This window comes from Streptomyces sp. NPDC031379 (assembly GCF_055569615.1).
This window is the reverse complement of record NZ_JBVIIT010000015.1, coordinates 195,594-218,664: the sequence shown is the minus strand read 5'-3', so window position 1 is coordinate 218,664 and position 23,071 is coordinate 195,594. Positions and strand designations below refer to the sequence as shown.

Sequence of the window (23,071 nt, the reverse complement as noted above, 5' to 3'; positions counted from 1 at the left end):
TCACACTAACGCTCCTGGTTGTAGGTGCTGTCAGGACCGAAGCCCTGGCCGTTCGTTTCACTGCCTGCGCTGCGTCCGCGCTGGACGCCCCGACGCAGGTTGCTCAGCCTGCCCCGGACGTCCTCCGGGGCGCGGGAGACCTGGGGGCCTCCCTGGGGGGTGGTTTCGGCGGAACCCTCGACCAGATTGGCCTTGGGCACCCGCCGCGGCAGACCGGAGGCGGTGACCCCGCCTGCCTTGGGCTTGCGGAGCTGCGAGGCCTGCTGCCACCGCTCGTCGTTCGCCGAACGCCAGCCGCTGTCGCCGTTGCCGCCCGGAGCCTCGCCCGGTGCGGGAGCCGGCGTTTCCTGCCGCATGCGCGCCGTGCCGCCCGCGCCGCCGGCGCCATTGGAACTCGCGGCGCCGTGGGAACCGCCGGTGCCGTTGGAACCGCTCGCGGCGGATCCGCGGCGGGGCAGCCCGGCGTCGGTCAGCTGGTGGGCGGCGGGAGAGGCCGGTCCCGGACGGTCGAAGCCTACGCGGTTCCGGTCGCTCGCGTCAGCGGCCTGCGCGGATTCCGCTTCCGGAGCGTACTGGGTCGGATAGCCGTTCTGGTAGCCGTCCTGCTGAGGCCAGTCGTCCTGATAGGACGGGCTGTCGTAGGAGCCCGGACCGTCGGCCGCCTGGCCGTGCGCGGGCGCCTGCTCCTCCTGAGCCGGTTCCGCATATGCCGGGTCCGGGTAGCCGCCGTTCGCGGCGAAGCCGTTGTTCTGCGGCAGACCGCCGTTCGGCGCGTAGTACTGCTCCTCGTACGGCTGTTCGTACGACTCCTGGTACGCGGTGTGCTGCTGCTCCTCGTACGAGGGCTGCCGCTGCTCCTGGTACGGCTGCTCGGTGTAGCCCGTGCTGCTGCCGTCGTAGCCCTGCTGCGTCTCGAACTCGTCGCGGTAGCCGGCGGGGGTCTCGGCGTCCTGCTGCGGCTGTGGGGGCTGGCCGTGCGTCTGGGCCTCGAGGGCCGCGCGGCGCTCCTCACGCATCAGGGAGCGGCCGACGGGGTCCAGGTCGCGGATGTCGTCGGGGACGTCCACGTACTGGCTGTCGTCGAAGCCCAGTTCGGCGGCGGTGCGCATCGGCTGCACCTGGCCGAAGTTCTCACCCTGGAACTGCTGCTCCGGGATGATCTGCGAGACGGTGAACTCCTCGCGGTCCAGCGGCGTCTCGCCGCCACCGCCGTGGGTGATCGCGTCCGGCAGCATGACCAGGGAGGTCGTACCGGCCTGCTCGCCCGAGGGGCGCAGCTGGACCCGGATGCCGTGCCGGTCGGACAGCCGGCCGACCACGAACAGGCCCATGCGCTGGGAGATCGCGGCGTCCACGGTCGGCGGGTTGGCCAGCTTGTGGTTGATGTCCGCGAAGTCCTCGGCGGTCAGACCGATGCCCTTGTCGTGGATCTCGATCATGATGCGGCCGTCGGGCAGCCGGGTCGCGGTGACACGGACCTTGGTCTGCGGGGAGGAGAACGTGGTGGCGTTCTCCAGCAGCTCGGCCAGCAGGTGCACGAGGTCGGTGACCGCGCGGCCGTGGATCTCGGCCTCCGGGACGCCGGACAGCTCGATGCGCTCGTACTGCTCCACCTCGGAGGAGGCGGCGCGCAGCACGTCGACCAGCGGCACCGGCTGGTCCCAGCGGCGGCCGGGCTCCTCGCCGGCGAGGACCAGGAGGTTCTCGCCGTTGCGGCGCATACGGGTGGCCAGGTGGTCCAGCTTGAAGAGGTTCTCCAGCTGGTCCGGGTCGGCCTCGTTGTTCTCCAGGTCCGTGATCAGGGTCAGCTGGCCCTCGATCAGCGACTGGTTGCGGCGAGAGAGGTTGGTGAAGATCGCGTTGATGTTGCCCCGCAGCAGGGCCTGCTCGGAGGCGAGCCGGACCGCCTCGCGGTGGACCTGGTCGAAGGCGCGGGCGACCTCGCCGATCTCGTCCTTGGTGGTGATCGGGATCGGCGCCACCCGGGTGTCGACCCGGCCGGGGTCGGTGCGGGAGAGCTGGTCGACCAGCATCGGCAGGCGCTGCTCGGCGATGCCGAAGGCGGCGTTGCGCAGCTGGCGCATCGAGCGGCTCATCTGGCGGGCCACGGCACCGGCCAGGATGAACGCGAGCAGCAGGGCGACCACGACCACGGCACCGGTGATGAACGCGTCGGTCTTGGCGTCGTCGGCGATGGTCGAGGCCTCGCTCACCGCCTTGTCGGAGAGGTCCGACTCGATCTGGCGGTAGGCCTTGTACTTGAGCGTGTTCACCGCCCACCAGTTCTGGGCGGTGATGCCCTTGGCGGCCAGCCCCTGACGGGTGAGCGGGGAGGTGTCCTGCATGGTGGCGATCAGCGCGACCATCTTGGACGGGTCGGACGGCGGGGCGACGTACTTCGGGTCCTCCGCCTTGGCCTGCTCGACCAGTGCGGCGCCGTCCGTCTTCATCTTCGCCTGCGCGTCGGTCAGCTTCTGCGCGTCGGCCTCGGTGCCACCGCCCAGGTACTCCTCCAGAGCGATGCGCTCCAGGTAGGCGTACGAGGACAGGGAGACCCGCTGGGTCGCCAGGTTGGGGGCGTCCGGACCAGGGTTGACCAGCAGGTGCATGCCGATCGACCGTTCCAGCGACAGCGCCGCCTTGGTCAGCGAGATGGCGTAGACGGTTCGGCCGTAGGAGGTGATGTTGCCGGTGCCCAGACCCAGCTCGTTGGCGAACTCCATCAGCGGGTGGGCGACCTCGACGTAGCCCTCCTCGGTCTGCACGCCGTGCACCTTGGAGGTGTACGCGGCCTGGCGCAGCGTGGCCAGCTTGGGCTCGGCCTCGCGGAACAGCTTCAGCCGGCGCTCCAGGCCCGATTTGTTCGGCGCGTTCTGCGCGGCCTGGTCGAAGGCGTCGGCGGCCTGGTCGGTGGCCTTGCGGGCCCCGTCCACGGTGGCCTTGCTGGCGGCGTCCTTCTTGTTCAGCAGCAGCGGGGCCGCGGTGACGTCACGCTCGTTCTCGAGGGCGTCGGCATAGGCGAGGGAGGCGCGCACCAGGCGGGCGGTGTTCTCGGCGTCGCGGGCTTCCTGCCAGGTGTCGATCGAGTTCTTCACCTGGAAGCCGCCCATGACGAGACCGACCGCCACGGGTATGAGCAGGATCGCGTTCAGACGGGTCGGCACCCGCCAGTTGCGCGGCGAGAAGCGGCCGCCGCTCGGCGGGGGAGTGGCCGCCTGCTCGGCACTGGGCACAGGGGTGGGCGCCGCAGCGCGCGGCGGCGGGGTGAAGTTGCCCCGCGCCGACGGCTCGGGACCGTTCTTGCTTCGCCTCACTCGACCAACAACCTCTCGGCGGTCGGCACCTACGTCGTGCCGCAGTCTCTCAGAGCCCGGTTCGCCACAGACCACTACGGAGTACGTCTTTGACCATTGGGCAGTTCAGGCATTCCAGCACGTGGACCAGCGCACTTCCAAACAGTGGAAACCCGCGGAGCACGCTCTTGTAAGCCCCAGATAAAACGGTCATAAAGAACGAGCCCCGCCAAAAGGCGGGGCGTTTGTGCGCGCAGCGGCACCGTGCGACCGCGTCGCGTGGTGATGCCGGGGGATTCCTCTGCCGAACTGTTATGAACGTCGGAGCCGACCGTGTCAAAGGCCACAGTCGGCTCCGTACGTCAACTGCCGTACGGCACGTCGTACTTGCGTGCTACCTCAGGCGTGCCATCAGGGCGTGCTCCACCAGTGTGATCAGCGCGCTCTTGGCGTCGGCACGGTGGCGGGCGTCGGTCGTGATGATCGGGGCGTCCGGCCCGATCTGCAGCGCTTCCCGCACTTCATCGGGGGTGTAGGGCTGCTGGCCGTCGAAGCCGTTGAGGGCGATGACGAACGGCAGACCGCTGTTCTCGAAGTAGTCCACGGCCGGGAAGCAGTCGGCGAGACGGCGGGTGTCGACCAGGACGACGGCGCCGATGGCACCGCGGACCAGGTCGTCCCACATGAACCAGAAGCGGTCCTGGCCCGGCGTACCGAACAGGTACAGGATCAGGTCCTGGTCGAGGGTGATACGGCCGAAGTCCATGGCCACCGTGGTGGTGGTCTTGTCTCCGGTGTGGGTGAGGTCGTCGATGCCGGCCGAAGCGGACGTCATGACGGCCTCTGTGCGCAGCGGGTTGATCTCCGAGACGGCGCCGACGAACGTGGTCTTTCCCACGCCGAAGCCGCCCGCCACCACGATCTTCGCGGAGGTGGTGGCCCGGCCCGCGTCAGAGCTTGCGAAGTCCACTGAGCACCCTTTCGAGCAGCGTCACGTCCGGAGCGCCGCCGTTGTTCTCGTCGCCACCTGGCTGGTGGATGGCGACCAGGCCGGCCTCGGCGAGGTCGGCGACCAGGATCCGGGCCACCCCGAGCGGCATGGCCAGCAGCGCGGAGACCTCCGCGACCGACTTGACCTCCCGGCACAGGTGGCAGATGCGCTGGTGCTCCGGGAGCAGCCCCATGAGCGCTGCCGGGTCGGCCGTGGTGCTGATCAGCGCCTCTATGGCGAGCTGGTAGCGCGGCCTGGTCCGGCCGCCGGTCATCGCGTACGGCCTCACCAGCGGCTGGTCGCCCTCGTCCCCGTACGGCTCCGCGTACGGATCATGATGGGCGGTGGGCGGGGTCATGAATCCTCCGGGCGGGACAGCAAGTCGGTCAGTCAAGCCGTCTGTGGGGCCGGTGGGGGGATTGTGGCGGCCGGACGGTGTTTTCGTGAGGTGGGTGGTGCCGGGGGCGGTCAGTGAAGCAGACTGCCTTGGAGTTCGGCGCGCAGATCCGGGGTGAGTACCGCACCCGCGCGGTCGACGAGCAGTGCCATCTCGTAGCCGACGAGGCCGATGTCCGCTTCGGGGTGGGCCAGGACCGCGAGGGACGACCCGTCCGAGATGGACATGAGAAAGAGAAAGCCGCGCTCCATCTCGACGACCGTCTGCGCCACGCTGCCGCCCTCGAAGATCCGGGAAGCCCCGGCCGTCAGGGAGGTCAGCCCGGACGCGACGGCCGCCAGCTGGTCGGCGCGGTCCCGCGGGAAACCTTCGGACATCGCCAGCAGAAGGCCGTCGGCGGAGACCACCACGGTGTGGGACACCCCAGGGGTGTTGTCCACGAAGTTGGTGATCAACCAGTTCAGGTTCTGTGCCGCCTGGCTCATCGGACTCAACTAACGCTCCTGCTGGTGAGTGGGGCTCGGGAAGCTGCCGGTCTGGCCGCTGCCGGCCTGACGGCCCTGAGCGATACCCCGACGAAGATTGGTCAGCCGTCCGCGTACGTCGTCAGGCGCACGCGAGACCTGCGGACCGGCTTGGTGCTGTTGCTGCTGGGCCGTGCCCGGGACGAGGTTCGCCCGGGGTACCCGGCGCGGCAGGCCGGAGGTGGTGACTCCGCCCGCGGCGGGCTGCCGGACGCGTTCGGCCTGCCGGACGAGTTCGTCGTTCGGCGAGGTACGCCATGATCCGGTGTCGGTGGCGGACCGCCGCTGAGCCGGGGCCGGAGCCTGCGGCTGCTGTTGCTGCGGCTGCTGTTGCTGCGGCGCCGGCGCGCCGCCCTGCTGCTGACCGCCGTGGAACCAGTTGGTCTCCAGCGTGTCGTACAGCGGCGTACGGCCGTCGCCCGGTCCGCTGGCCGGCGGCAGTGCCCACCCGTCGCCCTGCGCCCGGCCCTCGCCGGGCCGCTGCGCGGCGCCGCGGTTCCCGGGCTCCTGGCGAACCGGGCGCTGCTGCGGGGCCGGCGGGCGGGGAGCACCGAAGTCGGCGCCGCCTGTCGGCTGCGGGCGTTCGAACTGGCCGGTCTGCGCGGGGTTCTGGCGGCCCGGCAGGGCATGCTGCCCGGTGGAGCCGCCGCCGTCGTAGCCGCCGTCGTAGGCCTGCGGGGCCGCGAACTGGCCCGTGTTCTGGACGCCGTCGTCCTGCCGTCCGGGCGCCGGCGTACCGAAGATGTCGGAGCGGACGAACGAACCGGAGTCCTGCCGGCTGTCGGGCTGCCCCGCGAACGGGTCCTGCTGGGAGGCGTCGGGACGCGCGAACTGGCCCGTGTTCTGGGAGCCGCCCATGCCGTTCAGCTCGGCGCGCGGGAACTCACCCGTGGCGGCCTGGCCCTGTGCGTCGATCCGGGGTATCTCCGCGGTCGAGCCCGGGCCCTGCCGGTCGTCGACGCGCGGCATGCGCGCGGTCTGCGAGGGGTCCCGCTCGTCGTGGCCGCGCGGGGCGTCCAGCGAGGCGCGCGACAGCGGGGACTGGTTGTCCTGCCAGCCCGGGGTGCGCTGCTGCGGGTCACCGCCGGGCAGCTCGGCCCGCGGGCCGCCGCGCGGCGGCAGCTGGGGTTGCCGGCCCTGGTCGGCGTGGGAGGCGGGCCGCTGCGGGCCACGGCCGCCGAAGGCGTCCTGCTGCGGTCCGCCCGGGTTCGCGGCCTGCAGGCCCTGCGGGGCAGCCGGCGCCTGGCCGCCGAAGCCGCCCGCACCGGCGGGCGCGGGCCGGCCCTGCTGGGCACCGGGGCCGCCCTGCGGACCACGCGCTCCGCCCGGCGCACCGGGACGGCCGCCCTGGCCCGTGCCGGGCAGCGCGGCCCGGGGACCCTGGCCGGAGCCGACCTGGCCGCGCGGGCCGGGACCGGCGCCGAGCAGACCACCACCGGCCGGGGCACCGCCGAGGGCACCGCCCTGGCCGTTGCCGCCGTTGCCGCGGCGCGCCGCGGCAGCACCGGCGGCGGCCTGCGCGGCGGCGGGACCACCGGAGGCGATGGGCGCGCCCGGCTTGCCCGGAGCCGGCTTCTTGCCGCCCTGGGCGACGTCCACGGGCAGCATGACCAGCGCGGTCGTACCACCGGAGTCGGACGGACGCAGCTGGATGCGGATGCCGTGGCGCTGCGACAGACGACCCACCACGAACAGACCCATGCGGCGGGACACCGAGACGTCCACGGTGGGCGGCGAGGCGAGCCGCTCGTTGATGGCCGCGAGGTCCTCGGGGGAGAGGCCGATACCGGTGTCGTGAATCTCGATCAGCACGCGGCCGTCGGGCAGCGCGTGACCGGTGACCTTGACCTTGGTCTGCGGCGAGGAGAAGGAGGTGGCGTTCTCGAGCAGCTCGGCGAGGAGGTGCACGAGGTCGTTGACGACGCGGCCGGCGACCTCGGTGGTGGGCACGGAGGCCAGCTCGATGCGCTCGTACTGCTCCACCTCGGACGCGGCGGCGCGGAGCACGTCGACCAGCGGGACCGGGCGGGTCCAGCGGCGGCCGGGCTCCTCACCCGCGAGGACGAGGAGGTTCTCACCGTTACGGCGCATACGGGTGGCGAGGTGGTCCAGCTTGAACAGCGAGGACAGCTGGTCCGGGTCGGCCTCGCGGGACTCCAGCTCGGAGATCAGCGACAGCTGGCGCTGGATCAGACCCTGGGAGCGGCGCGAGAGGTTGGTGAACATCGCGTTGACGTTGCCCCGCAGCAGGGCCTGCTCGGCGGCGAGGCGGACCGCCTCGCGGTGCACGTCGTCGAAGGCCGCGGCCACCTGGCCGATCTCGTCCCGGGAGTGCACACCGACCGACTCCACGGACGTGTCGACGTCCTGCGGGTCGGACTCGGACAGCTGCTTGACCAGCTCGGGCAGGCGGTCCTGGGCGACCTTGGTCGCGGTCTCCTGCAGCCGGCGCAGCGAGCGGATCATGGACCGGGCCACGACGAACGCGCCGACCAGCGACACGCCCAGCACGATGAGGATCAGCGCACCGGAGATGATCGCCTCGCGCTCGGAGGCGCTGCGCAGCTCGCGGGCCTTCTGCTCCATGTCCTCGAGCAGCGTGTGCTCGATCTTCTTCATCTGCTCGATCTTGGTCGAGCTGGTGTCCACCCAGTCGCGGTAGGAGCGCGCGGGCAGCGTCTCGATGCCGTCACGCGACTCGAAGGAGCGCTTGGCATAGGTGTCGGCCGTCTCGATCGTCGGGTTGCCCTCGTCGATCGGCTTGAGGAGTTCCTCGGCGTTCTGGTCGGCGTAGATCTTCCGGAAGATCGCGAGTTCGGAGCCCTCGCTCTCGTACGCCGACTGGCCGTAGAGGCGGTCGTTCTCGGAGAGGTGGCCCTTGGTGGAGGTGGTCGCGGGCAGTGCGGCGGCGATCATGGCGCGCTGCACGGAGGCGTACTCCTTGGCGGTGGAGAAGGCCGCCAGGGCGCGGGTGCGCGAGATCATCTCCGGGTTGCTGGACGCCTCGGCCATGTCCTGGGACAGACCGATCAGCTGGGTGATGAGCCGGTGGTAGGACTCGACCGTCTGGGTCGCGTTCTCCTTCGACTGGTAGGCGGACCGGCGGATCTTGGCCAGGTCGTCCAGCTGGTTGGCGAGACCGACGAGCGCGTCGCGGACGCCCTGAAGGTTGCCGTCCTTGCTGGCCGCGTCGATCTCCTCGGAGGCGTCGAGGAAGTTCTCGCGGGCCCGGTCGGTCTTCTGCTGGTAGCCCTTGACCGTGTAGTCGCTGGCCTTCAGGCCGTGCGCCAGGGGACCGGCGGACTGGTCGCGCTCCTCCTGGAGCGCGGCGGCCAGCTCGGTGGCCTGCTTGGTCATCTCCGTCAGCAGCTTCATGTTGTCGAGCTGCTGGATGTTGTCCATGGACTGGTTGATGCGCAGGGCGCCCAGCGAGGTGGCCGCGACCACGGGCAGGGCGAGCAGCGACACCAGACGCGTGGAGATGCGCCAGTTGCGCAGGGCCACGCGTGAGCCCGGGCCGGACGGGCCCTGGACGGGCTTCGCCGCCGGGGCGGGGTTCGCGGAGTTCGCCGTCTTCGTGGAGGCCGACGAAGCGGACGCACCGGGGCGCCCGGGGCGTTCACCCCCGTCTCCGGGCGTGGCCGGGCCCGGGTTCTGGGCGTGCTGGGGCGAGGAGCTGCCCTTCATGGGGCCAGTCCCGTCGTGCGACTCCGGCTCCGCCGAAGCGCTGCCATCCCTCTTGAAACGTCCCTGCACTAGCGTCGCAACCTCTGGACCAGGCACCCCTCCGCGAGAACGGAGGGACACGGTGTCGGCGTTGTGGAGAGCGCCCTGAATACGCCCCCCGGTGGTCTGGAGTGACCGGCGCTGGTTCCCCCCTATCTCGCCGCCACTCGGCGCTGCGTCGCGCCCCGGTGCGCCGGCTCGATCCTGCGGCGGTCCGTGGAATTCCAGCACAGTGCCGGATCTCCAACAAGGGCCGTGTCCCGAGCTGTGACCTCCGTGACGGCGTGTGAGTGACGCATTACCTGCAGTGGAAGTCGATTCGGGGCGAATCGGACGTACCCCTGCGGGTCACCCCCCAGTGGCACGTGTCCCAGTCGCCATGATCAGGAGCGGAATGATGGCTTCAGGGGTCCAATGTCCGTTTCGTTGGTACGGATGGCGGGCCTGAATTGACCGGTTTGCCCGTGAGTTCGTGAGCAAACTCACACGCATAGCGTAGGCAGTTGGCGCCTTCACCGGGGAATCGGATGTTTAGCCTGACGCTTTACAGGACGGGCGACTCTGCCAACCCACTCGATCCGAGGGCACAGGACGACAACGGTGAAGACGACGATGATGTTCCGCACGATAGCCAACCCGCGGCGCACGACCCTGGCGCACCTCGACGACGCCGGCGAACTGCAGATGCCGGAGCTGCCGGAGCAGTCCCTCGACCTCCCCGCCCAGACGGCCAACCCCAGGCGCACCGTCCTGATGGAGGTCCCGGTCGGCGCGGCGGCGGCCGGCGAGTAGCCCACGGCTCAGGGGAGCGCGGCCGGGAGGATCGCACGACGGTCCTTCCCGCCGCGCTCCTCTTTTTCCCGGCGACTCCCATTCACGCGAGCGTGTTTCCCCCTCGCCCCTTTGGCGGCCCCGGGAAACACGAGCCATTTCCGTCGCACAGACCCGCCACGCGGCTCTGACCTGCGGGGATGACTCCCGGAACGAATTCCGTCGCCCCGCTTTCCGTGACCGGAGAACACCCGGCCGGCCGCCGTACCGGCCGAACGCCCGGCCCTTGGACCGGTTAACCTGGGGCGTCAGTACGCCGGTTCTCAGTGAGGGGCGCAAGGATCCCGTGCGCATCGCCAGGTTCTCCATCGACGGGAACGTAGCCTTCGGCGCGGTCGAGGGCGACAAGCAGGACGAACTCGTCCTCGACATCATCAAGGGCATCCCGTTCGCGGACTACGAGCTGTCCGGGACGAAGGTGCCGCTGAGCAAGGTCAGGCTGCTCCCTCCGGTCCTCCCGAACAAGGTCGTGGCGTTCGGCCGCAACTACTCCGAGCACGCGCGCGAGCTGGGCAACGAGGTACCGGACGCCCCGTTCGCCTTCTTCAAGCCGTCCACCTCGGTGATCGGCCCCGGTGACGAGATCCAGTACCCGCCGTTCTCCGAGGAACTGCACCACGAGGCCGAGCTGGCCGTCGTCATCGGCCGCATGTGCCGCGAGGTCCCGCGCGAGCGCGTCAAGGACGTGATCCTCGGCTACACCTGCGCCAACGACGTCACCGCCCGCGACGTGCAGAAGCGCGAGAAGCAGTGGGCCCGGGCCAAGGGCTTCGACACCTCCTGCCCGCTCGGCCCCTGGGTGGAGACGGACCTGGACCTCGAGCGCGCGAACGACCTGACCGTCCAGCTCACCGTCAACGGCGAACAGCGCCAGCTGGGCCGCACGAGCGAGATGATCCACCCCATCGAGGACCTGGTCGTCAACATCTCCGAGGCCATGACCCTGCTCCCCGGCGATGTCATCCTCACCGGCACCCCCGCGGGGGTCGGCCCCCTGAACGTCGGCGACGAGGTCGCCGTCACCATCGAAGGCATCGGCACTCTCACCAACAAGGTTGTCAAGCGTGGCTAGCGCACCCGGCTCCCCCGTACGCGTCCGTTTCTGCCCCTCGCCCACCGGTAACCCCCACGTGGGCCTGGTCCGCACCGCCCTGTTCAACTGGGCGTTCGCCCGGCACCACCAGGGCACCCTGGTCTTCCGCATCGAGGACACCGACGCGGCCCGCGACTCGGAGGAGTCGTACAACCAGCTGCTCGACTCGATGCGCTGGCTGGGCTTCGACTGGGACGAGGGCCCCGAGGTCGGCGGCCCGCACGCCCCGTACCGCCAGTCGCAGCGCATGGACCTGTACGCCGATGTCGCGCAGAAGCTCCTGGACGGCGGCTACGCCTACCACTGCTACTGCTCCCAGGAGGAGCTGGACACCCGCCGCGAGGCCGCCCGCGCCGCAGGCAAGCCCTCCGGCTACGACGGTCACTGCCGGGACCTGACCGCCGAGCAGGTCGAGGAGTACAAGGCCCAGGACCGCACCCCGATCGTCCGCTTCCGCATGCCCGACGAGACGATCACCTTCACCGACCTGGTCCGCGGCGAGCTGACCTTCACGCCGGAGAACGTGCCGGACTACGGCATCGTCCGCGCCAACGGCGCCCCGCTGTACACGCTGGTGAACCCGGTCGACGACGCGCTGATGGACATCACCCACGTCCTGCGCGGCGAGGACCTGCTCTCCTCCACCCCGCGCCAGCTCGCCCTGTACAAGGCGCTGACCGAGCTGGGCATCGCCAAGCGGACCCCGGCCTTCGGCCATCTGCCGTACGTGATGGGCGAGGGCAACAAGAAGCTCTCCAAGCGCGACCCGCAGTCCTCGCTCAACCTCTACCGCGAGCGCGGCTTCCTGCCCGAGGGCCTGCTCAACTACCTCTCCCTGCTCGGCTGGTCGCTCAGCGCGGACAAGGACATCTTCACGATCGACGAGATGGTCGCGGCCTTCGACATCGCCGACGTGAACCCCAACCCGGCGCGCTTCGACCTGAAGAAGTGCGAGGCGATCAACGCCGACCACATCCGCATGCTGGATGTGAAGGAGTTCACCGAGCGCTGCCGTACCTGGCTGAAGGCCCCGTTCGCCCCGTGGGCGCCGGAGGACTTCGACGAGGCCCGGTGGCAGGCGATCGCCCCGCACGCCCAGACCCGTCTGAAGGTGCTCTCCGAGATCACCGACAACGTCGACTTCCTGTTCCTGCCGGAGCCGGTCTTCGACGAGGCGAGCTGGACGAAGGCGATGAAGGAGGGCTCCGACGCCCTGCTCCGCACGGCCCGCGAGAAGCTGGAGTCCGCCGACTGGACCTCGGCGGAGTCGCTGAAGGAGGCCGTCCTGGCCGCCGGCGAGGCGCACGGCCTCAAGCTCGGCAAGGCCCAGGCGCCGGTCCGTGTCGCCGTCACCGGCCGCACGGTCGGCCTGCCCCTCTTCGAGTCCCTGGAGGTCCTGGGCAAGGAGAAGACGCTGGCGCGCGTCGACGCGGCGCTGGCCAGGCTGACGGCGTAACCCGGGCTTTCCCCCGAGGGGCGGCGGCCGCACACCGGCTGCCGCCCCTCGGTCATGCCTGTCGGTGGGCCGCACTAGTGTTTCGGCCCACACCGCAAGCAAGATCGGGAAAGGCGCCGTCATGCCGATGGACCCTCGTGACTACACCTGGATGTTCACCCCGGGCAGCACGTTCACCTACGAGTCCGGGACCACGGGTGTGATCCATCTGGCCGACGGCGGCGAGCTGGACCTCCCCACCGGCCGGGTCGTCGCCTGTGACCCGTTCGTCTGCCTCGGGACCGGGGACGTCGAGCCCTTCACGGTCGCCGTCGAGCCCGGCCGCTATCGCGTCGAAGCGGCGGTCGCGACCCTCGGCCGGCCCGGCGAACCCGAGTCCGACCGCCCCCACCTGCGCGTGGCCGCGGCCCGCCTCGTCATCCGCGAGGAGGCGACGGCGAGCTGGGAGTTGGCCCTGCTCCCCGGCCAGGACCCCGCCGAACTCAAGGACGACGAGTTCTTCGGATACGGGGTCGACGCGGGCACCGGCTGCTTCTACGACGCCTCGGCCGAGGAGGCGTTCCCGGAGGCCCGGGAGGACGAGGGGCCGCTGTGGGACGCGTTCGAGGACAGCGACTGGTCGGTCGGGCCGCACCTGGTCACCTCACCGTCCACCGGCCACAGCCTGGCCGCCTTCACCTCGGGCTGGGGCGACGGCTGCTATCCCACCTGGACGGGCCGCTCGGCGACGGGTGAGGTCACCTGCTTCGTGACGGACTTCCTCGTGGCACCGGACCCGTCCGAGACCCCGGCGGACCCGGCCTGACCGCCGCGGACCCGAATCCCCACCTCGCCGGCCGGTCCGGCGGTACGGTCGGTGGCATGACGATCAGAGCCGTGGTCTGGGACGTGGACGACACCCTGTTCGACTACACGTCCGCGGACCGCAAGGGCATGCGTGCCCATCTCGCGGCCGAGGGGCTGCTCGCCGACCACGGGAGCGTCGAGGAGGCCCTGGCCCGGTGGCGGGAGATCACCGACCGGCAGTGGGCCCGGTACGCGGCCGGCGAGGCCACGTTCCAGGGGCAGCGGCGGGACCGCGTCCGGGTGTTCCTCGGCAAGGAGCTGGCCGACGCGGAGGCGGACGCCTGGTTCCAGCGTTACGTCGGTCACTACGAGGCCGCCTGGAGCCTCTTCCCGGACGTCCTTCCCGCCCTGGAGGCCCTCGCCGCCAGCCACCGGCACGCGGTGCTGTCCAACTCCAGCGTCACCGTCCAGGAACACAAACTGCGCACCCTCGGCCTGCTGGACCGGTTCGAGGCCGTGCTGTGCGCCGCCGAGCTGGGCGTCTCCAAGCCGCAGGCCCGTGCCTTCCTCGCGGCCTGCGAGGCGCTGGGCCTGTCCCCGCACGAGGTGGCGTACGTCGGCGACCACCCCGAGATCGACGGGCGGGGTGCCGCCGAGGCCGGGCTGCTGTCCGTGTGGATCGACCGCGGCGCGGCCTACGCACGGGCCGCCGGAGAGGTCGGCGCGCACCGGATCTCGAGCCTCGCCGAACTCCCGGCACTCGTCCGCGCGGATACCCGTTTTGGAGCCCCGTCCACCTTCGGGTAATGTTCTTCCTGCGCCGAGGGGAGCAGGCCGAAAGGCCGGAACCCCGAGGAGCAAGCTAGAACGAGGACCCCGCAGGGGCTTGAGTTCCAGTGGCCTATGGTGTAATTGGCAGCACGACTGATTCTGGTTCAGTTAGTCTTGGTTCGAGTCCAGGTAGGCCAGCTCGCAGAGCTTATCTGCAACGCCCCCGTTGTGTAGCGGCCTAGCACGCTGCCCTCTCAAGGCAGTAGCGCCGGTTCGAATCCGGTCGGGGGTACTGATCCTGATCCTGTCGGGATCGCTAGGGCCCCCGTTGTGTAGCGGCCTAGCACGCCGCCCTCTCAAGGCGGTAGCGCCGGTTCGAATCCGGTCGGGGGTACTGACTGGTCTAAACCATCATTGGTCTATGGTGTAATTGGCAGCACGACTGATTCTGGTTCAGTTAGTCTTGGTTCGAGTCCAGGTAGACCAGCTCGGACCTGCGGAAACGCAGTGTCCACGCCCCCGTTGTGTAGCGGCCTAGCACGCCGCCCTCTCAAGGCGGTAGCGCCGGTTCGAATCCGGTCGGGGGTACGCAGTTCGAAGGCCCTCCACTTCGGTGGAGGGCCTTCGGCGTTACTCGAAGCCGTACCTCCGGCTCGACTCCTCCTCCTGCGCCAACCGGTGCAGCGCCAGCAGAATCGGCTCGACGAGGACCGCTCCCAGCACCGCGACCTCCACCTTCTCGGCCTCCGACACGTGCGACTCCATGAAGTCCATGTCCAGCTCGGCCACCTGGTGCATCAACCGGGCGTAGGGAACCAGCTGTTCGGTGTCCCAGTCGATGCCGGTACGGCGCAGCGCGGCCGCCGCCCCCACGAGCGAGCGGAAGGACGGCGAGAGGGGTGACAGGGCCTGGGCGTGGGTCCACCCCAGCGTCGTGAGCAGCTGCTGCATCGCGGCCCGCGCACTCTGCGTGAACTCGTCGTCCGCGTCCGGCTCCGGCACCTGCGGCAACGACCACACCGCGGCGCCGAGGCGGATCGTACGGGGCAGGGAGTCGTCGTCGACGTGCCCCAGCACCTCCCTGACCGTCGCCACCGGCACCCTGCCGACCTGGATCATCGCGCGCACCAGCCGTAGCCGGCGCAGGTGCTCCTCGTCGTACTCCGCGGTCGTCGCGTTGATCTGGCGGCCCGGCGCCAACAGCCCTTCGCGCAGGTAGTACTTGATCGTCGCGGTGGACACCCCACTGCGCTCGCTGAGTTCGGCCAGCCGCATCTCTTGCGCCCCTCCTTGGGAAGTGCCACTATCCAAGCACCGACCAGAAGGATAGTGCCGCTATCCGATACGGGGGCGAGGGGGCCGCCATGTTCGCGAAGCCGGTGCCGGGCCGTACGACCGCGGATGCCGAAGGGGACGTGGTGGTCCTGCTCATCGGGATGCGGGTCAATCACTTCTGGGCGGTGCACCAGTGGCTGCCGGTCATGCTGGCGATGATCCGCATGCTGGGGGAGCTTGCGCGGGACCGTGACCGGGGGCTGCTGGAGCGCGTGCTGCTGACGGCCTCCCCGCGGACGTACTACGTCGTCCAGTACTGGGAGTCCAAGGAGAAGCTGTACGCGTACGCGACCGCGCCGGACGCCTTCCACCACCGGGTCTGGGCCCTTTTCAACCGCAAGGAGCGGGCCGGGAAGATGCGCGGGCACGTGGGGATCTGGCACGAGGCCTACATCGTGCCGGAGGGATCGTACGAGGCGATCTACGCGGACATGCCGGCGTTCGGGCTGGCCGCCGCGCACGGGCAGGTGCCGCTGGGGAAGCGGGGGCGCTACGCGAAGGACCGGTTCGCGCATCGGTCGGCCGAGCCGCCGGTCACCGAGAGGACCGGCTGACGGGGGGAACGGGGAGTGAGGAGGGCCTGCCGCGGCGTTGAGGCAGGCCCTCCTCGGCGTTCGGGGGGTGCGGCTCAGCCCGAGCGGCGCAGGGCTTCCGACAGGCGGGCAGCGGCGTCGATGACCGCCTGAGCGTGCATACGGCCCGGGTGGCGCGTCAGGCGCTCGATGGGGCCGGAGACGGACACGGCGGCCACCACGCGGTTGGAGGGGCCGCGGACGGGCGCCGAGACGGACGCGACGCCCGGCTCGCGCTCGCCGATGGACTGGGCCCAGCCGCGCCGCCGTACGCCCGACAGGGCCGTCGCCGTGAAGCGGGCGCCCTGCAGCCCCCGGTGCAGGCGCTCCGGCTCCTCCCAGGCCATCAGGATCTGCGCCGAGGAGCCGGCCTTCATCGTGAGGGTGGAGCCGACCGGCACGGTGTCCCGCAGGCCGGACAGGCGTTCCGCCGCGGCCACGCAGATCCGCATGTCACCCTGGCGCCGGTAGAGCTGGGCACTCTCGCCGGTGACGTCGCGGAGGTGGGTGAGCACGGGGCCGGCCGTCGCGAGCAGGCGGTCCTCGCCCGCGGCCGCCGCAAGCTCCGCGAGGCGGGGGCCGAGGATGAACCGGCCCTGCATGTCGCGTGCCACCATGCGGTGGTGTTCCAGGGCCACGGCCAGACGGTGGGCCGTGGGTCGTGCCAGTCCGGTGGCCCCGACCAGACCCGCGAGGGTGGCCGGACCGGACTCCAGAGCGCTCAGGACGAGGGCCGCCTTGTCCAGAACGCCGACGCCGCTACTGTTGTCCATGCAACGATACTTGCGTCTCACTCTGTGAAACGCAAGTTCAATTTTCCGTGGAACGCGCCACCCTGGAATCACACAGCGGCCCGCAGACCAACGGGCCTGGCGGTGGGCGCCCGGAATCACGACTTCAGGGGCCCCGAAAAGGGCAGCCACCGCTTCCTCAAGATCTCTAGTTGGGCCGGTGGACGTTTGCCGGCCGGAGGGAAAGCGATGGGTAGGACACTCGCGGAGAAGGTCTGGGACGACCATGTCGTCCGGCGCGCCGAGGGCGAGCCCGACCTCCTCTACATCGATCTGCACCTGCTGCACGAGGTGACCAGCCCGCAGGCCTTCGACGGGCTGCGCAAGAACGGCCGTCAGGTGCGCCGCCTCGACCTCACCATCGCGACCGAGGACCACAACACCCCCACCCTCGACATCGACAAGCCCATCGCCGACCCGGTCTCCCGGGCTCAGCTGGAGACGCTGCGCAAGAACTGCGCCGAGTTCGGGGTGCGTCTGCACCCGCTGGGCGACGTCGAGCAGGGCGTCGTGCACGTCGTCGGCCCGCAGCTGGGTCTGACCCAGCCCGGCACCACCGTCGTCTGCGGTGACTCGCACACCTCCACGCACGGCGCCTTCGGCGCGCTGGCGTTCGGTATCGGCACCTCCCAGGTCGAGCACGTGCTGGCCACCCAGACGCTGCCGATGGCCCGTCCGAAGACCATGGCGATCACCGTCGAGGGCGAGCTGCCCGACGGCGTCACCGCCAAGGACCTGATCCTGGCGATCATCGCGAAGATCGGTACCGGCGGCGGCCAGGGCTATGTCCTGGAGTACCGCGGCCCGGCCATCGAGAAGCTCTCGATGGAGGCGCGGATGACCATCTGCAACATGTCGATCGAGGCCGGCGCCCGCGCGGGCATGATCGCTCCCGACGAGACCACCTTCGCCTACCTCAAGGGCCGCCCGCACGCCCCCGAGGGCGCCGACTGGGACGCGGCGGTCGAGTACTGGAGCACCCTGAAGACGGACGAGGACGCGGTCTTCGACGCCGAGGTCGTCATCGACGCCGACGCACTGTCGCCGTTCGTCACGTGGGGCACCAACCCCGGCCAGGGTGCGCCGCTTTCGGCGTCCGTCCCCGACCCGGCTTCGTACGAAGACGCTTCGGAGCGCCTGTCCGCCGAAAAGGCCCTGGAATACATGGGGTTGGAGGCCGGACAGCCGCTGCGCTCCATCAAGGTGGACACCGTCTTCGTAGGCTCCTGCACCAACGGCCGCATCGAGGACCTGCGCGCCGCCGCCGACATCCTGCGGAGCCGCAAAGTCGCCGACGGCGTACGGATGCTGGTCGTCCCGGGCTCCGCGCGCGTCGGTCTGCAGGCCGTCTCCGAGGGCCTGGACGTGGTCTTCAAGGAGGCGGGCGCCGAGTGGCGGCACGCGGGCTGCTCGATGTGCCTGGGCATGAACCCCGACCAGCTGGCCCCGGGTGAGCGCTCCGCGTCCACCTCCAACCGCAACTTCGAGGGCCGGCAGGGCAAGGGCGGTCGTACGCACCTGGTGTCGCCGCAGGTCGCGGCGGCCACCGCCGTCCTGGGCCACCTGGCCTCCCCGGCCGACCTGACCGACGTCCCCGCGCCCGCTGGAGTCTGAGAACCATGGAAGCCTTCACCCACCACACCGGCCGGGCCGTCCCGCTGCGCCGCAGCAACGTCGACACCGACCAGATCATCCCTGCTCACTGGCTCAAGAAGGTCACCCGGGACGGGTTCGAGGACGGGCTGTTCGAGGCCTGGCGCAAGGACTCGGAGTTCGTGCTCAACCGCCCCGAGCGGCAGGGCGCCACGGTCCTGGTCGCCGGTCCCGACTTCGGCACCGGCTCCTCCCGCGAGCACGCCGTCTGGGCGCTGCAGAACTACGGTTTCAAGGCCGTGATCTCCTCCCGCTTCGCGGACATCTTCCGAGGCAACTCGCTGAAGAACGGCCTGCTCACGGTGGTGCTGGACCAGAAGATCGTGGACGCGCTGTGGGAGCTGACCGAGAAGGACGCGACTGCTGAGGTCACTGTGGACCTTGAGGCGCGTGAGGTGCGTGCCGAGGGCATCACCGCCTCCTTCGAGCTGGACGAGAACTCCCGCTGGCGGCTGCTGAACGGCCTGGACGACATCTCCATCACGCTCCGGAACGAGAGCGACATCGCCGCCTACGAGACCGGGCGTCCCGCCTACAAGCCGCGGACGCTGCAGGTCTGATCCACCCGCCCTGAGCGGGTCGGGTTTCGGCCACCTCAACACCCCGTCTGTACCCCTGATCGCCACGATTGGGGGTACAGCCATGTCTGCACCCGAACGGCCCTGCGCGTTTCCGGCGGCGTCCCCAACTCCCCACGTTACGAGGGCTGTTGTTCGGGTACGTGAGTACCGTGTTCGCGCCCGCCGCAAGTGCCTGGAAGGCCATTTGAGGCGGCAGTTGCACCCTGCGCAGGCGACAACTCGCCCCAGATGGCACAATCTGTGCATGGAACACGACGGCCAACTCCAGCTCTATACGGCGGTCGCGAACCAGCTCAAGGAAGCGCACCGACGGGTGCGCGCACTGCAAGTCCCGGAGGGCGTACGGATGGCGCTGACCCGGAAGCTGCTGGTCATTACGGCCGCGGCCAAGCACGATCTCGCCGATGCGGCAAGGCGGCTCGAGCGGTTCACCGCAGACCTCGACGAGGGTCGGATCCCCGACGAGGACCGCTGAACCGTCCGGGACGGCCGAGTCCGTTGCGGCACAAGGGTGATTAGCCCGTTTCGTGTTTGATTTGCGGTATATATCTGCCTAACGTGCGAAAAAGCTTGAACACTTTCGTTCTGGCGAGGTCTCCGAAGGGGAAGACGTGAACAAGGCGCAGCTCGTAGAAGCGATTGCCGACAAGATGGGCGGCCGCCAGCAGGCCGCCGATGCTGTCGATCATGTCCTGGACGCCATCGTCCGCGCGGTCGTCGCGGGCGAGCGGGTCTCGGTCACCGGCTTCGGGTCCTTCGAGAAGGTGGACCGCCCCGCCCGCTACGCCCGCAACCCCCAGACGGGCGAGCGGGTTCGGGTCAAGAAGACCTCCGTGCCGCGCTTCCGCGCGGGCCAGGGCTTCAAGGACCTGGTGAGCGGGTCGAAGAAGCTTCCCCGCGGTGGCGAGGTCTCCGTCAAGAAGGCGCCCAAGGGCAGCCTGACCGGCGGCGCCGCGGCGACGGTCAAGAAGGCCGCCGCGAAGAAGACCACGAAGGCCGCCGCGAAGAAGGTCACCGCCAAGAAGGCCGCACCGGCGAAGAAGACGACGGCCGCGGCGAAGAAGACCACGGCGAAGAAGGCGCCCGCCAAGAAGGCGGCGGCGACCGCCAAGACCACCGCGGCGAAGAAGACCACCGCCAAGAAGGCGACGGCCAAGAAGGCCCCGGCGAAGAAGGTCACCGCCAAGAAGGCCCCGGCCAAGAAGTCGACGGCCCGCAAGACCACCGCGAAGAAGGCCACCGCCCGCAAGGCCTCGTAAGGCCACCGGGGCATCCACGCGCCGGGCCGGACTCCCCTCGGGAGCCCGCCCCGCGGCGTGTGTAAGGGCAGTTACAGGGTCTGAAGGGTTACGAGGGTGATCCGCAGGCCGTCACCGGCACCCTCGGTCTCGATCCGCACGCGCTGTCCGGGCCGCAGCAACCGGAGGCCGCCGGCGTCGAACGCGGCGGAGTCGTACGGCAGGGGGGTGCCGTCGTCGAGAAGCACCTGCCCACTGCGGGTCTCGGGGTCGTAGGTGTACGCGGTGGCCTGCATGGCAGCAGCGTAGTGCCTCCGGTGGCCGGCCGTAGGGGCGTGGGCCGCCCGCCGGCCGCGGGCCCGTCGTGGCCGATCGCGCGGCTCCCGGCGCCCCTTCGGGGCGCCTCAGGATCCGGGAATCAGCAACCCCGCGGAGACGGCCGCCGTATACGCCCCCACCCCCAGGGCCAGCGCGGCGCGCAGGTCGTCGCCGGTGTCCACGTCCTGCCGTACCGAATCCACCCCTGACAGCAGGAGTTCCGTCGCGCCGGAGGCCCGGTGCCGGGAACGGGAATCCACGCCGAACGCCGGCCGCAATTCCCGGCCGGGGCCCGCGGCCAGCAGTGTCGTACCCAGCGCCGCCGCATCCGCGAGAAACGCCCGCGGGAATTCCGCCGCGGCGTCCAGCACCCGCCCCAGTTCCAGCGGCCGCAGTGCCGGCAGATCGGCGTTCAGGGTCGCGACCGGCGTGCAGGGGCGCCTTTCCCGTACGACCGCCGTTCCGTGCGCCAGAGCGGCGTTCAGGCCGTCCGCCGGGGCGTCCGGGACGATGCGCGCGCCCAGTGCCGCCAGCTCGCGGGCGGCCAGCCCGTCGTCCGTGACGACCGCCACATCCGCCACCGCCCCACAGGCCAGCGCCGCGGCCACCGTGTCCTGTGCGAACGCGAGGGCCAGCCCCGGGCGCACCCCGTCCGCCGCGGTGTCCGCCAGCCTGCTCTTGGCCCGTGTCAGGGGCTTCAGGGGGATGACCAAGGTCCACTGCACCGGCGTACCGCCCCTCTCTCGTCCCGGCCATTGTCACCTGCGGCATCCGGCGGCCCGTGTGTCGGGGCGTACGGTGTTCTCGACAGACCGGCGGCCCGGGGCCACACTTGTGCGGCCCCCCGCCGGGATGGCAGCCCTAGAGGAAGGTGTCCTTGTGCCCCGCCGCAGAATCGGCTTCTGGTACCGCTTCGCCGCGGTGATCTGCAAACCGCCGCTGGTGATTCTGATCAAGCGGGACTGGCGTGGAATGGAGCACATTCCGGCCGAGGGCGGATTTATCACCGTGGTGAACCACAATTCCCACGTGGACCCCTTCGCGTACGCGCACTATCAGTACAACACCGGACGGGTTCCGCGATTCCTGGCGAAGAGCGGACTTTTCAAGAAGGGATTCGTCGGCGCCGCCATGCGCGGTACCGGGCAGATCCCCGTCTACCGCGAGAGCACGGACGCGCTCAGCGCCTTCCGGGCCGCGATCGACGCCGTGCAGCGCGGCGAGTGCGTCGCCTTCTACCCCGAGGGCACCCTCACCCGCGACCCGGACGGCTGGCCCATGACCGGCAAGACCGGTGCCGCGCGGGTGGCCCTGCAGACCAAGTGCCCGGTGATTCCGGTCGCCCAGTGGGGCGCCAACGAACTGCTGCCGCCCTACGCCAAGAAGCCCCACCTCTTCCCGCGCAAGACCCACCGCGTCCTGGCGGGCCCGCCCGTGGACCTCGCGCGCTTCTACGACCGGGAGATGACCCCGGACCTGCTGAAGGAGGCGACCGAGGTCATCATGGCGGCCATCACGCGCCAGCTGGAGCAGATCCGCGGCGAGAAGGCACCCGAGACGCCCTACGATCCGCGCCGCGAGCGGATCGAGCAGCGGCGCCGTACCCAGGCGCAGAGCAGGGAACGCGCCGAGGCACAGACCGGCAAGGAACAGGAGAGCGGCACGTGAGCAAGCCTGTCCGGGCGGCCGTCATGGGCACCGGCTCATGGGGCACCGCCTTCGGCATGGTCCTCGCCGACGCGGGCTGCGAGGTGACCCTCTGGGCCCGCAGGCCCGAGCTGGCCGAGGCGGTCAACTCCACACGGACCAACCCCGACTACCTGCCGGGCGTCGAACTCCCGGAGAACCTGCGCGCCACCTCCGACGCGGCAGAGGCGCTCAGGGACGCGGACTTCACCGTCCTCGCGGTCCCCTCCCAGACCCTGCGCGCCAACCTCGCCGAGTGGACCCCGCAGCTCGCGCCCGGCACCGTGCTCGTCTCCCTGATGAAGGGCGTCGAACTCGGCTCCGCCATGCGGATGAGCGAGGTGATCGAGGACGTCGCCAAGGTCGGCGCCGACCGGATCGCGGTCGTCACCGGACCCAACCTGGCCCGCGAGATCGCCGCCCGCATGCCCGCCGCCGCGGTGGTGGCCTGCACCGACGAAGCCGTCGCCCAGCGCCTCCAGGCCGCCTGCCACACGCCGTACTTCCGGCCGTACACGGAGACCGACGTGGTCGGCTGCGAGCTGGGCGGTGCCGTGAAGAACGTCATCGGGCTCGCCGTCGGCATCGCGGACGGCATGGGCCTCGGTGACAACGCCAAGGGCTCCCTCATCACCCGGGGCCTCGCCGAGACCGCTCGGCTCGGTGTCGTGCTCGGCGCCGACCCGCTGACCTTCTCCGGACTGGCGGGCCTGGGCGACCTGGTGGCCACCTGCTCCTCGCCGCTGTCGCGCAACCACACCTTCGGCACCAACCTCGGCAAGGGCATGACCCTGCAGGAGACCATCGCGGTCACCCGGCAGACCGCCGAGGGTGTCAAGTCCTGCGAGTCGGTGGCGGATCTGGCCCGCCGGCACGGCGTGGAGATGCCCATCACCGAGACGGTCGTGGACATCGTGCACGAGGGCAAGCCTCCGGTGGTCGCCCTCAAGGAGCTGATGTCGCGCAGCGCGAAGCCCGAACGACGCTGAGCGACGCCCCTCTTCCGGCGGACCGTCGTCGCTGTATCCG

The 23,071-nt window shown here is 70.5% G+C and carries 21 protein-coding genes and 5 tRNA genes; 17 read left to right on the top strand and 9 right to left on the bottom strand.

What is annotated here, in order from left to right:
- Positions 1-5 precede the first annotated feature (5 nt).
- The 5 genes from ACZ5CW_RS22830 to ACZ5CW_RS22810 form a co-directional block, all read right to left on the bottom strand.
- Positions 6-3,314 (bottom strand): nitrate- and nitrite sensing domain-containing protein, encoded by a 3,309-nt coding sequence (locus tag ACZ5CW_RS22830; protein WP_468604124.1) that lies wholly within the window; start codon positions 3,312-3,314, stop codon positions 6-8.
- A gap of 373 nt (positions 3,315-3,687) precedes the next feature.
- Complete coding sequence (locus ACZ5CW_RS22825) at positions 3,688-4,263, bottom strand: GTP-binding protein (protein ID WP_067301226.1); 576 nt, start codon at positions 4,261-4,263, stop codon at positions 3,688-3,690.
- A complete protein-coding gene (locus ACZ5CW_RS22820) occupies positions 4,244-4,642 on the bottom strand; it encodes a DUF742 domain-containing protein (RefSeq protein ID WP_009190816.1) in 399 nt (132 codons plus the stop codon). The genes ACZ5CW_RS22825 and ACZ5CW_RS22820 overlap by 20 nt, the downstream gene beginning before the upstream one ends.
- Positions 4,643-4,752: 110 nt before the next feature.
- Positions 4,753-5,166 carry a roadblock/LC7 domain-containing protein gene (locus ACZ5CW_RS22815; RefSeq protein WP_190018698.1) on the bottom strand — a complete coding sequence of 138 codons (414 nt, stop codon included), beginning with the start codon at positions 5,164-5,166 and terminating at the stop codon, positions 4,753-4,755.
- Positions 5,167-5,175: 9 nt separating this feature from the next.
- The gene (locus tag ACZ5CW_RS22810; RefSeq protein ID WP_468604122.1) at positions 5,176-8,961 is read right to left on the bottom strand and encodes a sensor histidine kinase; all 3,786 of its coding nucleotides are present in this window, start codon (positions 8,959-8,961) and stop codon (positions 5,176-5,178) included.
- A gap of 570 nt (positions 8,962-9,531) precedes the next feature.
- On the opposite strand from ACZ5CW_RS22810, the gene ACZ5CW_RS22805 reads away from it, so the two are divergent.
- The 10 genes from ACZ5CW_RS22805 (at position 9,532) to ACZ5CW_RS22760 (ending at position 14,456) form a co-directional block, all read left to right on the top strand.
- Positions 9,532-9,723, top strand: coding sequence for a hypothetical protein (locus tag ACZ5CW_RS22805; protein WP_468604120.1), 192 nt, complete (start codon positions 9,532-9,534; stop codon positions 9,721-9,723).
- Positions 9,724-10,048: 325 nt separating this feature from the next.
- Positions 10,049-10,834 (top strand): fumarylacetoacetate hydrolase family protein, encoded by a 786-nt coding sequence (locus ACZ5CW_RS22800; protein ID WP_468604118.1) that lies wholly within the window; start codon positions 10,049-10,051, stop codon positions 10,832-10,834.
- The gene (gene gltX, locus ACZ5CW_RS22795; protein WP_468604116.1) at positions 10,827-12,311 is read left to right on the top strand and encodes a glutamate--tRNA ligase; all 1,485 of its coding nucleotides are present in this window, start codon (positions 10,827-10,829) and stop codon (positions 12,309-12,311) included. The genes ACZ5CW_RS22800 and gltX overlap by 8 nt, the downstream gene beginning before the upstream one ends.
- A 121-nt stretch (positions 12,312-12,432) precedes the next feature.
- Entirely contained in the window at positions 12,433-13,116 is a 684-nt protein-coding gene (locus ACZ5CW_RS22790) for a DUF4241 domain-containing protein (RefSeq protein ID WP_468604114.1), read from the top strand.
- 56 nt (positions 13,117-13,172) lie between these two features.
- Positions 13,173-13,904, top strand: a complete 732-nt coding sequence (locus ACZ5CW_RS22785) for an HAD family hydrolase (RefSeq protein ID WP_468604112.1) — start codon at positions 13,173-13,175, stop codon at positions 13,902-13,904.
- 90 nt (positions 13,905-13,994) lie between these two features.
- Positions 13,995-14,066 (top strand) — tRNA-Gln (locus tag ACZ5CW_RS22780).
- Between the two features lie 21 nt (positions 14,067-14,087).
- Positions 14,088-14,160: transfer RNA gene (locus tag ACZ5CW_RS22775), tRNA-Glu, on the top strand.
- A 29-nt stretch (positions 14,161-14,189) separates the two neighbouring features.
- Positions 14,190-14,262 (top strand) — tRNA-Glu (locus ACZ5CW_RS22770).
- Positions 14,263-14,283: 21 nt separating this feature from the next.
- A tRNA-Gln gene (locus ACZ5CW_RS22765) sits at positions 14,284-14,355 on the top strand.
- 28 nt (positions 14,356-14,383) lie between these two features.
- Positions 14,384-14,456 (top strand) — tRNA-Glu (locus tag ACZ5CW_RS22760).
- A 42-nt stretch (positions 14,457-14,498) separates the two neighbouring features.
- Here ACZ5CW_RS22760 and ACZ5CW_RS22755 read toward each other — a convergent pair.
- Positions 14,499-15,143 carry a MerR family transcriptional regulator gene (locus ACZ5CW_RS22755; protein ID WP_468604110.1) on the bottom strand — a complete coding sequence of 215 codons (645 nt, stop codon included), beginning with the start codon at positions 15,141-15,143 and terminating at the stop codon, positions 14,499-14,501.
- A gap of 89 nt (positions 15,144-15,232) precedes the next feature.
- Between ACZ5CW_RS22755 and ACZ5CW_RS22750 the strand changes: the two genes are divergently transcribed.
- Positions 15,233-15,757, top strand: coding sequence for a DUF4188 domain-containing protein (locus tag ACZ5CW_RS22750; RefSeq protein ID WP_468604108.1), 525 nt, complete (start codon positions 15,233-15,235; stop codon positions 15,755-15,757).
- A gap of 74 nt (positions 15,758-15,831) precedes the next feature.
- Here ACZ5CW_RS22750 and ndgR read toward each other — a convergent pair whose 3' ends face one another.
- The gene (gene ndgR / locus ACZ5CW_RS22745) at positions 15,832-16,548 is read right to left on the bottom strand and encodes an IclR family transcriptional regulator NdgR (protein ID WP_009320373.1); all 717 of its coding nucleotides are present in this window, start codon (positions 16,546-16,548) and stop codon (positions 15,832-15,834) included.
- A gap of 207 nt (positions 16,549-16,755) precedes the next feature.
- Here ndgR and leuC point away from each other — a divergent pair, with 207 nt between their 5' ends.
- The 4 genes from leuC to ACZ5CW_RS22725 all read left to right on the top strand — a co-directional run bounded on the left by leuC (position 16,756) and on the right by ACZ5CW_RS22725 (position 20,059).
- Positions 16,756-18,180, top strand: a complete 1,425-nt coding sequence (gene leuC / locus ACZ5CW_RS22740) for a 3-isopropylmalate dehydratase large subunit (protein WP_468604106.1) — start codon at positions 16,756-16,758, stop codon at positions 18,178-18,180.
- Positions 18,181-18,185: 5 nt separating this feature from the next.
- On the top strand, positions 18,186-18,779 hold the full coding sequence (leuD, locus tag ACZ5CW_RS22735) for a 3-isopropylmalate dehydratase small subunit (protein WP_468604104.1): 594 nt from the start codon (positions 18,186-18,188) through the stop codon (positions 18,777-18,779).
- A gap of 265 nt (positions 18,780-19,044) precedes the next feature.
- Positions 19,045-19,275 carry an SCO5555 family protein gene (locus ACZ5CW_RS22730; RefSeq protein ID WP_468604102.1) on the top strand — a complete coding sequence of 77 codons (231 nt, stop codon included), beginning with the start codon at positions 19,045-19,047 and terminating at the stop codon, positions 19,273-19,275.
- 136 nt (positions 19,276-19,411) lie between these two features.
- Positions 19,412-20,059 carry an HU family DNA-binding protein gene (locus tag ACZ5CW_RS22725; protein WP_468604100.1) on the top strand — a complete coding sequence of 216 codons (648 nt, stop codon included), beginning with the start codon at positions 19,412-19,414 and terminating at the stop codon, positions 20,057-20,059.
- A 71-nt stretch (positions 20,060-20,130) separates the two neighbouring features.
- Here the strand turns inward: ACZ5CW_RS22725 and ACZ5CW_RS22720 are convergent, their stop codons facing one another.
- Together ACZ5CW_RS22720 and cofC are read right to left on the bottom strand one after the other, a co-directional pair.
- Complete coding sequence (locus ACZ5CW_RS22720) at positions 20,131-20,334, bottom strand: hypothetical protein (protein WP_468604098.1); 204 nt, start codon at positions 20,332-20,334, stop codon at positions 20,131-20,133.
- 108 nt (positions 20,335-20,442) lie between these two features.
- Positions 20,443-21,081, bottom strand: a complete 639-nt coding sequence (gene cofC, locus ACZ5CW_RS22715; protein WP_468604096.1) for a 2-phospho-L-lactate guanylyltransferase — start codon at positions 21,079-21,081, stop codon at positions 20,443-20,445.
- A 154-nt stretch (positions 21,082-21,235) separates the two neighbouring features.
- Between cofC and ACZ5CW_RS22710 the strand changes: the two genes are divergently transcribed.
- Together ACZ5CW_RS22710 and ACZ5CW_RS22705 are read left to right on the top strand one after the other, a co-directional pair.
- The gene (locus ACZ5CW_RS22710) at positions 21,236-22,024 is read left to right on the top strand and encodes a lysophospholipid acyltransferase family protein (RefSeq protein WP_468604094.1); all 789 of its coding nucleotides are present in this window, start codon (positions 21,236-21,238) and stop codon (positions 22,022-22,024) included.
- Positions 22,021-23,031 (top strand): NAD(P)H-dependent glycerol-3-phosphate dehydrogenase, encoded by a 1,011-nt coding sequence (locus tag ACZ5CW_RS22705; RefSeq protein WP_468604092.1) that lies wholly within the window; start codon positions 22,021-22,023, stop codon positions 23,029-23,031. Before ACZ5CW_RS22710 ends, ACZ5CW_RS22705 begins: the two co-directional genes overlap by 4 nt.
- Positions 23,032-23,071: the final 40 nt, after the last annotated feature.